At 52.6% G+C, this 12,485-nt stretch carries 9 protein-coding genes; 3 read left to right on the top strand and 6 right to left on the bottom strand.

The features are described 5' to 3' along the window. Positions 1-29: 29 nt before the first annotated feature. A complete protein-coding gene (locus R0J87_RS06050) occupies positions 30-941 on the top strand; it encodes a LysR family transcriptional regulator (RefSeq protein ID WP_498885015.1) in 912 nt (303 codons plus the stop codon). Between the two features lie 13 nt (positions 942-954). Continuing rightward, positions 955-2,253, top strand: a complete 1,299-nt coding sequence (gene pepQ, locus R0J87_RS06045; RefSeq protein WP_498885013.1) for a Xaa-Pro dipeptidase — start codon at positions 955-957, stop codon at positions 2,251-2,253. Between the two features lie 66 nt (positions 2,254-2,319). On the opposite strand, the gene R0J87_RS06040 is transcribed toward pepQ, so the two are convergent. The 5 genes from R0J87_RS06040 to R0J87_RS06020 form a co-directional block, all read right to left on the bottom strand. Further along, positions 2,320-2,931, bottom strand: coding sequence for an OmpW/AlkL family protein (locus R0J87_RS06040; protein WP_498885011.1), 612 nt, complete (start codon positions 2,929-2,931; stop codon positions 2,320-2,322). A gap of 498 nt (positions 2,932-3,429) precedes the next feature. Then, positions 3,430-5,094: a diguanylate cyclase gene (locus R0J87_RS06035; RefSeq protein ID WP_498885009.1), complete on the bottom strand. Its 1,665-nt coding sequence runs from the start codon at positions 5,092-5,094 to the stop codon at positions 3,430-3,432. Next, positions 5,081-5,473: a response regulator gene (locus R0J87_RS06030; protein ID WP_498885007.1), complete on the bottom strand. Its 393-nt coding sequence runs from the start codon at positions 5,471-5,473 to the stop codon at positions 5,081-5,083. The genes R0J87_RS06035 and R0J87_RS06030 overlap by 14 nt, the downstream gene beginning before the upstream one ends. Then, the gene (locus tag R0J87_RS06025) at positions 5,470-8,604 is read right to left on the bottom strand and encodes a response regulator (RefSeq protein ID WP_498885005.1); all 3,135 of its coding nucleotides are present in this window, start codon (positions 8,602-8,604) and stop codon (positions 5,470-5,472) included. Before R0J87_RS06025 ends, R0J87_RS06030 begins: the two co-directional genes overlap by 4 nt. A 40-nt stretch (positions 8,605-8,644) precedes the next feature. After that, entirely contained in the window at positions 8,645-10,378 is a 1,734-nt protein-coding gene (locus R0J87_RS06020) for a sensor histidine kinase (RefSeq protein WP_498885004.1), read from the bottom strand. A gap of 178 nt (positions 10,379-10,556) precedes the next feature. Between R0J87_RS06020 and R0J87_RS06015 the strand changes: the two genes are divergently transcribed. Then, entirely contained in the window at positions 10,557-11,321 is a 765-nt protein-coding gene (locus tag R0J87_RS06015; protein WP_498885002.1) for an SDR family oxidoreductase, read from the top strand. A gap of 74 nt (positions 11,322-11,395) precedes the next feature. On the opposite strand, the gene R0J87_RS06010 is transcribed toward R0J87_RS06015, so the two are convergent. Beyond that, on the bottom strand, positions 11,396-12,472 hold the full coding sequence (locus R0J87_RS06010) for a 2,3-butanediol dehydrogenase (RefSeq protein WP_498885000.1): 1,077 nt from the start codon (positions 12,470-12,472) through the stop codon (positions 11,396-11,398). Positions 12,473-12,485: the final 13 nt, after the last annotated feature.

Below are 12,485 nucleotides of genomic sequence, written 5' to 3'. Positions count from 1 at the left end.
ATACGCTTGGCCGCTTTGCGAGGTAAGGTATGGAAATTCGCTGGCTAGAAGACTTTATTGCCCTGGCCAGAACGCGACACTTCTCCCGCGCTGCCGACGAACAGCACGTCACACAGCCCACCTTTTCCCGGCGCATTAAGCTGCTGGAAGAGGAGATGGGCGTCACGCTGATTAATCGGCAAACGCTACCGCTGTCGTTAACGCCTGCGGGGGAAGAGTTTTTAACGCTATGCGAACAGGTCACTGACCGAGTTCGCTTAACGCGCGATCGCGTTCGTGAGATCAGTGCCGGGCAGCAGCGGCGCATTATGGTGGCAGCACCGCAAAGCCTGCTGGCGCATTTTCTGCCTGAATGGCTTGCCAGCACTGGCAGGCAGGAGCGTATTCAACCCTACCTACGTGCGACGGGCTGGGTGGCCAGCGACTACTTCCAGGCGCTTGCCCGGGCAGAGTGTGATCTGGCTATTTGCTACTGGCCGATTGGCCGCTGCGATCTGGATATTGACACCAGCGCCTGTACTTACCGAGTCATTGGGCATGAGCGGTTGATTCCGGTGACCGGGCTGAAGAGCGACGGCACCGCCTGCGCCCTGCTGCCCGGCTCTCGCCAGCAGCCAGCGCCGTGGTTGGCGTACCCCAAACGGGGGCTGTTAGGCTCGGCGGTCAAAGCGCATTTGGCGCGACTGCCCCAAAGCACGTACTTAACGGCACAAAGTGAAAATCTCTACGCGGCGGGCATCAAAGAGCTGGTGCTGCTGGGCTATGGCATGAGCTGGCTACCGGAACGCAATGTGGCGGCGGAACTCGCCAACGGCACGCTGGTCAGGGCGGGCGATAGCCGCTGGGACGTGCCCATGGAGCTGCGTCTTTATCGTCACCAAAGCCAGCACCACGCCGAACTCGATAGCCTGTGGAGCGAGCTTAACCCGCCCCGATCTTGAAAGGATGTCTTATATGTCAGCAACCCTCTACCAACAGCAGCGCGAGCATATCGCGTCGCTACAGCGTGCTTACCAGCAATGCTTGGCTACCCATCAGCTGGATAGCCTGGCGATTTACAGCGGCCATGCACGCAACCACTTTGCCGACGATCATGCCACCAGCTTCCAGTCCTACGGCCACTTTATACACTGGGTCGGTATGGTAGACGTTCAGCATAGCTGGCTGGTGATTCAACCCAATCAACGCCCCCAGCTCTACCTCTATGCGCCCGCAGACTTTTGGCACTTGCCGACACAGCTACCCGAAGAGCCGTGGGTCGCTGAGTTTGATGTGCATCTATGTAGCGACAAAATCACGCCACCGCTCTCGGGCCGCACCGCCATCATTGGCGATGTAACGAAGCTTGAGAGCGCCGCGCTGCTTTCCAATGTGGCTACGCTGCACCCGGAAGCGCTTGTGCGGGAGCTTGATGAGCTACGCATGGTGAAATCCACCTATGAAATTGCCTGCCTGCGTGAAGCTAACCGACTGGCGGTGGCAGGCCATCAGGCGGCCAACGCTGCTTTTATTGGTGCTGCCGCCGAGCTGGATGTGCAACTCGCGTATTTGGGGGCCAGCCGACAGCGTGAGTCGGAAGTGCCCTATCAAAATATTATCGGGCTGAATGAGCATGCCGGGGTCTTACACTATCAGCGTTATGATCTGTCGGCCCCTAAGCAGCGTTACAGCCTATTGGTAGATGCGGGCAGACGCTTTCGAGGTTACTGCGCCGATATTACCCGCACCTACGCAGGCCCAGATGCCCCCAGCGAGTTTGGCGCTTTAATTACCGCCATGCACAGTCTCAAAGATGCGCTGATTGCACACATCGGCCCTGGCGTTGATTTCGTTGCACTGCATGAAAAAATGCACCAAGGATTGGCTGATATCTTGGTCGCACACGGGCTATATACCGGCAGCGCAGAAAGCGCCGTGGAAGCAGGTATTACGCGTGCTTTCTGCCCCCACGGGCTAGGGCACTCGTTGGGTATTCAGGTACACGATGTGGCCGGGTTGATGCAGCCAGATGGCACGCCATCACCGGCACCTAACGCTCACCCTGCCCTTCGCCTCACCCGCACGCTGCGACCCGGCATGGTAGTCACCATTGAACCAGGGCTCTACTTTATTCCCATGCTGCTCGCGCCGCTGCGCAATCAGCCCCACCCCATCAACTGGACACTGGTTGATCAGCTCGCTGCCTGCGGCGGTATTCGCATAGAAGACAATATTCTGGTGACGGATAGCGGTTCAGATAACTTAACGCAGTAATAAGCGATCAACGCAAAAACGCCCGGTTCACTTACGTGAACCGGGCGTGTGTCTACCAAACCTGAATTAGAAGCGGTAAGTAATACCACCGCCGATGGTGACAGGCTCAATATCAACTTCGCCTAGCGTAGCGCCGGCTGCATTATTAATGTCAGCACTCACGTCAGCATAGCTAACGTAGCCGTTCAACATGATGTTGTCGGTCACTGCCAAATCAACGCCCGCTTGGCCAATCGCACCGTAGCTCTCGTCGATGCTCAGGCCAGTCGGCTCGCTAGAGAAACTGGTGTAATTCAAGCCCAGGCCTACATAAGGCTGAACTTTGGAGTCTAAACCACCCATCGGGTAGTAGTTTACCAGCAGGTTTACCGGCAGACGATCTACGCTGCCCGCGCTACCGCCGGGAGTGGTGTTCAGATCATGCTCGAATTTTTCCGAGCTGTTGAGCTCAACACCAAATTTGTCACTAAACAAATAGCCCGCACCGTAAGTAAAACCGCGTGCGCTTTGTACGTTGAGGTCTGCGCCGCCAACGTTACCATTACCTGAGCCCGTGTCCGTTTGGGCAACACCACCGCGAACAAAGACATCGCCTGCTTCATAAGCCATTACCGCTTGGCTCGCCATGACGGCGCTTGCAGAAACAATAGCGGCGGTGATCAATTTCATTTTGCTCATCAGGGTCATCCTCTTGCATCTTGCTTGGGATTGGTGCTGGTCAACACCAGCTTACCTATACAATATATAGTATACGAACACTGTTTCCAAATTTCCTGTGAAATTTTATTATAGGTTTTCTTACCCTGATAGCTTTTGTTAACTACTGGCTCTGACAAGCAGGCATAAAAAAAGTCCCCCGAAGGGGACCCAGGTGGAGCACGCCAGCTCACTCGTTGTGTTACCGGGCATTGCCGCGGCAACGTTGCAAAGAAGGGAGAGCATTGAATGCCGTATCTATCGCGACGTAAATGACTCTGTTCATTTGCTACTTACTATTTATATTGCGAGCTGCGTGCCATAAATTTTATTTACCAATAAAAACATCATCTTATAAAAACATCTACAGATCGGAGCGTTACGCACCCAATCTCTGTTCGCAAATAGCGCACCAGCACTGCGCATTTTTTTACTGCGCTGCTTCATAACGAATCACGCAATAACCACAGCACAGCAGCACTACTGACAGACCTGATTACGGCCGCCCCGTTTAGCGCGGTACAATGCTTCGTCCGCCAGTACCAGCAGTCGATCTCGGTCGTTTTCTGCCACGTCGATACTGCATACCATGCCCGCCGATAGCGTACAGGAAAACTCCTGCTCCCCTTGGTTAAAACGCAGCCGAGAAAAGTACTCTCTGATGTCTTCCAGTCGTTTGCGGCCATCCTCTGCGCTGCAGTGAGGCAACACCACTAAAAACTCCTCGCCACCGTAACGGCCGATCATATCCGTTTGCCGCAAACGCTGGCGCAGCAGTGTGGCCCCGGAGGCAATGACGACATCCCCTGTTGCGTGGCCATAGGTATCGTTCACCGATTTGAAGTGGTCGATATCCACCATGGCCACCACCACCGAGTAGTTCTGGCGGTAACCACGGCTAATTTCGTTCATGGCCGAACTTTTAATACTGGCGTGCTTTAACAGGCCCGTTAAGCTGTCTTTATTGAGTAACGCTGATAGCGTGCGCGAGCGAGCCACGCGCACCCGTATTGAGGCGACCAACTGCGCAGCCAAAATGGGCTTGGTCAGGAAGTCATCGGCGCCGTGGCTCAGTGCATCTACCTGCTTACCAAGGTCCATCTCTGCGGATAAAAATACAATTGGCAGGCTGCTCCACTCATCGTATTGCCTTACCACTGACGCCAGGTCAGGCCCATCGTATTCAGGCATATGTACGTCCATCAGCAACAGCTCAGGCCTAAATGAGCGAAGCTGTTCAATGATATGACGAGGCGTGTCCAAGATGCGTACTTCCATCCCTGCCGCTTCCAGCACAAGCTGATAATAGGCAGCAAGCTGCTGATCGTCATCGACCACCAGGATACGTGCGGGGGGAGACTGGCGTTCTTGAAGCAACTGTTCCAGCCGATTCACCAGCTGTGGAATGTTCAGCGGCTTCAAGAAATAACCGTGGGCATTTAACTGGGCCGCGCGCATGCGCGCATCGAAGGTGTCACAGTCGCTAATAAAGAGCAGCGGGCATGAAAGTGCTTGCAGCGGCGAAAGGTGGCCTACGCCTGCCATGACATCTATTATTAATATATCAGGCGCTCCATCTTTAATGTGCTGGCAGGCATCCGGCACAGACGTGAAAAGATGCACGTCATAGCTAAAGTTTGTTAACTGTTCACGAATATGTCTGCCAAGATGCGCATCTTCTTCGATCAACCATATCGTTACAGTGGAGCCATTCATTTCCTGAGGCATCTCAATCGTAGGCGCACTTTGCAAGCTAGGGATTAACTCAACCTGCATCGACTGCAGCTGGCTGCTCACCACGTTAACAAGCTGCAGATCTATTTCTTGATCGCTCTCCTCTAACCAGCGCTTTAATCCGCCTTCAAGAATACGTGCTTGGCTACCAATCACATCAAACCCAAAGGTACCGGCCGACCCCGCCAACTTGTGCAGGCGCCGATAGACATCGGTCAGCATCTCGCGAGGAGTGTGCTCTTCGGCATCGTGCCCCTCTCCAGCGGGTGCCATTAGCTGTGCACGCAGTGTTTGCTGGAGTCGATTAAGCATGCTGCACAGCGAAGTCAATTCGGTCTGTAAATTTTGCTGATACGTTTGCTTTAACAGCGCCAGCTTATGTTCTAGCGATTGTTGATCACGATTTACCACACGCCTGCTCCCAAAGAGTGCGAACTTGATTGGCCAACGTCATGGGGTCAAACGGCTTGGCAATCACACTTTCAGCACCTAGTGCAATGAGTTGGTCCACTTCGTGGGGCTGCACTTTAGCGGTCATAAAGGCAACGGGTATTTTTTCAAGGCTGGGCAGTTGTCGCAGCGCAGCCAAGGTAGATGGCCCATCCATACCGGGCATCATCACATCGAGAAGAATCATGTCCGGCGCATAAGCCACCACCTCTTGCAACGCCTGCTCGCCAGAGGAGCATACCTTGATATTAAAGCCACCGACGACTTCCAGCGCCAATGCAGCGACGGTTTGAATATCAGGGTCATCTTCCACATACAAAATACGCTCTAAACTGCTCATCCGTTATCCACCGTCTGCACCAGTTGGGTTCGTTGTTGAATTGCCTCAAGCAGCTGCGCTGGGCTAATGCGAGATTTTAGAAAAACAGCCTCAACGCGATGTTGATCTGCTTCACTAATTGATTGACCAGATAGAATAATAACCCGAGCGCGTGGGTGTGCGTGGCGAATCTGCTCTAACAGCTCCCACCCTTCTCCATCCGGCAGGCCAATATCAAGAATAATGGCGTCATAACGGCGGTAGGATAATAAGCGCCGCGCCATGGCAACACTCACTGCGTGCTCACACTCTGCATGCTCGCTGAGCATGGCGCGAATAACCGCGTGCAGGTCGGGATCATCCTCAATATGCAGCAGCGTTAAGCGCTCTTGATGTGCCAATATTTGCTCGCCAAGCAGCGCCAGCAGGTGCTGAGTTTGAATAGGTTTAGCCAACCATGCGATGTCTTCTAGATGGCCTTCCAGCGCCACCTTGCCACGCTCTACCCTGCCTGTAACAACCAACACTGGCGTATGCTTGGAAGCGCGCTGCTCCCGGAGGGCATGGATAACGTCAAACCCACTCATATCCGGCAAACCAATATCTACCGTAATGGCGTCATAACGTTGGTTAGTCAGCTTCTTTAGCGCCATGGCGCCATTCAGCGCTGAATCCACTTCATACCCTGCCTGGGACAACGTTTCATACAGCACTCGTACTACCGAAGGATCATCTTCTATGACGAGTACTCTATCACCATAAGCATCTTGTTCCTGATGGTCATCCGCTGTGTCTGATGGGTGTAAGGGTAGCGAGAACCAGAAACAGCTTCCCTCGCCTTCATGAGAGGTAAAGCCCAGGGAGCCTTCCATATGCTCAATAAGCTCTCGGGTAATCGCTAAGCCAAGCCCGGTCCCCCCTTTTGCCCGAGAGTCAGAGGCATCTACCTGTGCGAATTTACTAAAAATATGTGCTTTAAAGTGCTCAGGTATACCTGGACCGTCATCTTTTACGCTAACGGTAATCGATTGCTCCTGCTTTTCAACGATAATATGAACATCCCCACCTTCTGGTGAAAACTTCACCGCATTTGAAAGCAAGTTCGCCATGACCTGCTGTAAGCGCTGCCCATCTACCCGGACCTGACTGTCAGAGTAAGGATTATCAAGATGTAAGGTGACACCTCGTTCATGGCGGTAATGACGATTCTCCTCGATGGCGCTTTCCAGCAAACGCTGTAACGGTTGCCACTGCATATCAAAGGCTAATTTACCGACAGCAATTTTTTCAATATCTAGCAAGTCATTGATGAGGTGTGTTAGACGCTGGCTGTTTTTATGGGCAATATTCACCATTCGCATCACCGTGTCGGGAACACTGCCCAGCGCCCCGGCAGACACCATACCTAATGCTCCGGAGATAGACGTCAAGGGCGTTCGTAGCTCGTGACTCACGGTGGCAATGAACTCATTTTTCATTTGCTCTATCCGCTTCGACTCGGAGATATCCTCAGCGATGCCTAAATAGCCGGTGATATTACCTTGCTGATCTCTAATAGCCGTCACTACCAATTTAATCGGGATACGTTCGCCTGAGCGGGTTATATAAAACCACTCTTTTGCATCACGCTTATCAATCGCAGCGCGATGAGTAAACACTTCAAAAGGCGTTAGTGTATAGCCAAAGTTTTGGTTCAATTGAATCAGCCGTTGCTCTACTTCATCAGCATCATGGAACAGCATAGGTGTATGCAACTCAACAACCTCACTTGCCTGATAGCCGAGAATGTTTTCAGCCCCCTTGTTAAAGAGCTTAATCACCCCTTGGGTATCGGTGGCAATAATCGCAAAGTCTGAAGCAGCATCCATCACTGAACTTAACAGGTCATTGCTACTGGCGAGCGCTTTAGTGCGCTGCTCCACTTCCCTTTCTAAGTTACTCTGGGTATGGTGAAGACGCTTAAATGCAGCGCTTAGTTCAACACTCATCGCCCCCAGCAGATCAGATAGCTGTTGAAATTCGATAATGCGGCTACTGGGTAATGTCGGTTTTTTTCCGCTCGCAATGCTGTCACTCAGTGTACGGCCTTTTCTACCCAACCTAAGCAACGGCTGGGTGATCATTCGGCTTAATAGCTCTGCGATTAAAATACCAAAGCCCAACACTGCCGCTAACATGGTTAACAGCACCGTACGGTAGGATTCCATTGCGCGCACAGTGGGGAGTGCAGGCGTCTCTAGCACTACTTGATCCACACCTGCCACGTTTTGCGCTGGCATTCGTAGCGTATACTGCCCTTGCCCAAAGCGCACAGCGGGATTCTCCATGCCACCTGGGAGCCACATTGCTGTGCGCTCATTAATTTTTATCAACTCATCTCCAGGCGCTAGTGCTAGTGAGTTAAGGTTACCAATTTGGTCAAGAAGATTACCCTCAGCATCTAATAGCCCGATACTGACATCACTGCCTCCGCGCGTGCGCCCAATATGGTAGGTATAGCGCTGGTCGGCGTCTGGTTCGGACAGTCGACCAATCAGCTCGCTCCCCATAGAGGCAAGCGTTTGATCCACAAAGTGCTCTTGCCCCTGCCGCATGGCATAGCCATCATAAAGAATCAGCGGGATGCCCGTCATCAGTGTCACCGATAGCAAAGCAGAAAAAAGGAGATGTTTCAGAGTTAAAAGAGCATCCGCTCTAGGCAACCAGGGACGTTTAGATAGGCCAAAGAGAATGATAATGACACTCGCGATCACCGCATTCAAAACGCCGTTAATGGATTGTTTTAGATATACCAGCAGCGTTAATTCCTGGCTCCAATTTAACCAATAGGGAAAAAGAAGAAAATCAATCGGTGCAGCAATGGTTACCCAATAGAGTAAGCTGGCAACAATCAGGTTTTTAACTTTGTGATGATAAAGCCAAGAAACCACAATGGCTTCTAAAACAAACACGATGACAGTGACTGGATTTTCCCAAAAGACATAGGTATAAAGCCCAGCCACTACTCCTACCAACACCGCCGGCCAAGTGCCCAACCAGGCGATAGCCAACATGACGGCTACTGAACCAAAAATAAAGTAGACGTTAAAAAGTATCGAGAGCTGCAGCATATTTCCTGCAACACCTGCGATTAACAAAAAGGCAAGCAGCAACCCACCGTAAATGGGAGCTCCGCTAGGTAACGTAGCTCGTTCAGGGCTCAACACTATCGGTTACCTCTACATAGGGGAAGATCACATAAAACGTACTACCTTCGCCTTCGACAGAGCTAAATCCAATGGTACCGCCCATTTGTTCTGTAATGGCTTTGCTAATAGAAAGTCCTAACCCTGTTCCTCCCTTAATGCGACGATCACTGGCATCCGCTTGTGCAAATTTCTGAAAAATTCTAGCTCTAAAATTTTCCGGAATACCGCAGCCCATATCTTTTACATTGATACGTATACTCTCATCACCTTCATCGCAATAAATAACGACTTCACTCTTCATTGGAGAAAATTTAGCGGCATTGGACAGTAGGTTTGTCATGACCTGCTGGAATCGAAGTGCATCAACGTTGATACAGCGCTCTGCTGAGAGCGGAATTAAGCGAAGTTTTACGCCGTACTGCTCAGCGTAAGGTTGATTTTCCTGCAGCGCCGCATTGAGCAACATGCCTAGCTCTCGCGAACGGCAAATAAAATTTAGCCGACCCGCTAAGAGCTTTTCAATATCCAATAGGTCATTGATTAGTAAAACAAGTCGCTCGCTGTTTTTAAGCGCCATCGAAAGCATTTGCTGAGTTTGACCGGAAAGCTCACCGGTGGCACCCCCAAGCACGAGTTTCAAACCACCGGTAATTGTCGTCAGCGGTGTGCGCAGCTCATGGCTGACGGTAGATACGAACTCACTTTTCAGCGCATCAACACGCTGACGCTCTAGTGCTGCGCCTATCCAACGACTTAAAATCTTCAGGAACAGCGAATCAGTTTCAGCAAATGCCTGAAGCCGCGGCGTTGCCGAGGAAAAGCTCACCGTACCAAACAGCTGACCTTCCAGTTGAATAGCGCATCCAATATAGGCTTCCAGACAAAAGGTCTCGTAGCAGGGATGATGTCGCACATCGCTCATACCCACATTATGGATGGCCAGCATATCATTACATTTGAGCGTCATATCGCAGTAAGTGTTCGCTAACGGCAAACACTGGCCCGCGCTTAAGGAGACATCATCAGGAGCGGTTGCAGCCACCACTTCAAACACACCTTTGTGAATGCGGCTAATAATGCCAATTTGCAGCTGCAAGTAGCTGCATCCTAGGTTAAGTGACGCCTGTAGTTGCTGATCCAGGCTTAACTGGCTAGAAGTACTAATATCGTTAAGCTTGGCCAGCGCCTCGACCAACAAGCGCTGACGATTTTCATCTTCCGCTAAACAACGCTGGGCGTCATTCACCCGGATAAGTTCGCTTTCAAAGCCGCTGCGATTAATTTCATCCTCTGCGCAGGCCGCCAGATCCCTTAATGCCTGACGCTGGTGATTGGTTAAGCATCTAGGCTCCGAGTGAATAATACACAGCGTGCCTACACGAAACCCGTCAGCGGTAGTCAGTGGCATCCCCGCATAAAAACGAATGCCTCGCCGTGCAGTCACCAGCACATTCGTTTCAAAGCGTGGATCTTTGCTGGCATCCTCGATCTCAAAAATGCCGTCCCCTTGAATGGCATGGGCACAAAATGATTCTTGCCGGCATGTTTGAGTTAACGAAAACCCCTGACGAGACTTAAACCATTGACGCTCTTCATCAACCAGCGACACCAGCGCAATATCCACACCGAAAAGGTGCGTAGCAAGCCGAGTAATCCGGTCAAAGCGCTCCTCGGGAGGCGTATCTAAAATCGCCAAGCTGTGTAAAGCCTCCAGCCGCGCCTGCTCACTCTCCACCATGGTGAAAACCTCAGGGGTATCTAATAGCCAATATCATTTTTCGGGCATAGCGCCGCTAAGCTCGTTTAGTTAATGTAAATGTATGCATTAATACAGCCGCTGTCGTTAGCTGTATCGATATTTCACATTTGCAGCAGCGAGTAGCGCTAGACACTCCTTCACTACGGTAGAAAATCCCATGCCCCCATCTCGTGTTTACTACGTTACCGGTGGTGCTCAAGGCATTGGTCTTGGCATCGCACAGGCCTTGCTCGCCGACGGCCACCGTGTTGCCATTACCGATATTGATGCGGAAGCCCTTAGCACAGCCGCTGACAGGCTGCCCCACCCTGACCATCTATTAACACTGCCAGCAGACGCCAGTGACGAGAGGCAAGTGGCCAGTAGCCTGGCCAAAACAGTCGATCACTTTGGCCGCCTAGACGGCATCGTGCATAACGCAGGCATTGCCGACCCCTTCCATGGCCCGGTGGAGCAGCTCTCGCTGGAGACATGGCAGGCCTACTTAAACACTAACCTCACCGGCGCCTTTTTGTGTGCCAAACATGGGGCACCTTATTTACGCCCGCACGGCGGCAGCATGGTGCTGATGGCGTCTTCCCGCGCCCTTCAATCGGAGCCAGATACCGAAGCCTACGCCGCCAGCAAGGGCGGCATTGTTGCCCTTGCTCATGCACTGGCGGTAAGTCTTGGCCCTGATATTCGCGTTAATGCCGTTAGCCCGGGCTGGATTGAAGTCGGCAACTGGCAAAAGCCCAGCCGCCAGCAGCCGGTGGAGCACCGTGATATCGACCGTGAACAGCACCCGGTTGGGCGTGTGGGCACTCCCGAAGATATTGCCGCGCTCACCCGCTTTCTGCTCTCCAAAGAATCCGGCTTTATTACCGGTCAGAACTTTGTCGTCGACGGCGGGATGACGCGCAAAATGATTTACGCCGAGTAGCGGCACAGCCCATCAAAAAATCCCATTAAAAAAGGCCATACGGAGATGGCCTTTCGCTTTTCAAAAACGTACCGCTATGGCGTGACGATAATTTTCACCTGCGCCTTATCGCTCAGCAGCGCCTCAAAGCCCTCCTCCACGATATCCGCCAGCGGAATGCGTTGAGTGACCATATCCTCGGCGCGGAAGTAGCCCCGCTGCATCAGTGCCATCACCGCCGGATACACATGGCGATAGGCAATAATGCCTTTCATGGTGCGCTCTTTGATTACCAAGTCGTTGGGGTGAAAACTGGCTTCTCCCTCCCAAATACTCACCACCACTACTTCGCCCCCTTCGTGGGTGCTGTGCAGCGCTTGGTTGAGCACGGCGGGAATGCCCGTCACTTCGAAGGCCACATCCACCCCGCCACCGCTCAATGCGTGTAGCTTTTCCACTGCGTCTTCTTGCTGTGGGTCGACAACGATGGCTCCCAACGCTTCGGCTTTGGCCTTACGAGATGGCGCAACTTCCACCGCATAAATCTGCGCAGCCCCGGCGGCTTTAAGCGCTTCGATGGTCATTAAGCCAATCGGCCCAGCACCAAACACCACGGCACTATCACCGGTCTTTAGGCAGCTCTGGCGCACCGCATGCAGCGCGACCGCCGCAGGCTCGACCAGCGCACCCTGCTCAAAGCTGAGGTCATCCGGCAGTTTGTGCACCATGTGTTCACCCATCACGGTGAACTCCGAAAATCCGCCGCCTCCGCCGGAGAGACCGTGAAAGCCGAGCAGCGGCGTCAGGTTGTAGCGCTCCATCTGGTAAGCGCCATCCTTGTTAGGCGAAAGGATCGGCTCAATCGCCACACGGTCGCCTACCTTCACCCGCGTCACTTTCTCGCCGACCTCCACCACCTCGCCCGCAAACTCATGGCCCATAATAATCGGCGCCTGTTCGCCGCTAATGGGGTGCGGTTTGCCTACCGGAATAAAAATCGGCCCGGCGGCATACTCGTGTAAATCGCTGCCGCAAATACCGCAGGCGGCGACTTTCACCTTTACCTCATGGGGGTCGTTGATGGTAGGCACCGGCACGTGTTCAACGCGCAGATCTTTGGCGGCATACCATACCGCGGCCTGCATCTGTTGCTGATTCGTCGACTGACTCATAAGTATCCCTTCC

This window comes from Halomonas sp. SIMBA_159 (assembly GCF_046536035.1).
GTDB classification, from domain to species: domain Bacteria; phylum Pseudomonadota; class Gammaproteobacteria; order Pseudomonadales; family Halomonadaceae; genus Vreelandella; species Vreelandella venusta_A.
The sequence above is the reverse complement of the archived record's forward strand: the minus strand, read 5'-3'. Positions and strand labels throughout refer to the sequence as shown.

Bases quoted from the DNA above. Each gene is read 5' to 3' on its own strand.
- R0J87_RS06030 (WP_498885007.1), bottom strand. From the start codon at position 5,473: ATGAGCAGTTTAGAGCGTATTTTGTATGTGGAAGATGACCCTGATATT.
- R0J87_RS06040 (WP_498885011.1), bottom strand. From the start codon at position 2,931: ATGAGCAAAATGAAATTGATCACCGCCGCTATTGTTTCTGCAAGCGCC.
- R0J87_RS06020 (WP_498885004.1), bottom strand. From the start codon at position 10,378: ATGGTGGAGAGTGAGCAGGCGCGGCTGGAGGCTTTACACAGCTTGGCG.
- R0J87_RS06010 (WP_498885000.1), bottom strand. From the start codon at position 12,472: ATGAGTCAGTCGACGAATCAGCAACAGATGCAGGCCGCGGTATGGTAT.
- R0J87_RS06050 (WP_498885015.1), top strand. From the start codon at position 30: ATGGAAATTCGCTGGCTAGAAGACTTTATTGCCCTGGCCAGAACGCGA.
- pepQ (WP_498885013.1), top strand. From the start codon at position 955: ATGTCAGCAACCCTCTACCAACAGCAGCGCGAGCATATCGCGTCGCTA.
- R0J87_RS06015 (WP_498885002.1), top strand. From the start codon at position 10,557: ATGCCCCCATCTCGTGTTTACTACGTTACCGGTGGTGCTCAAGGCATT.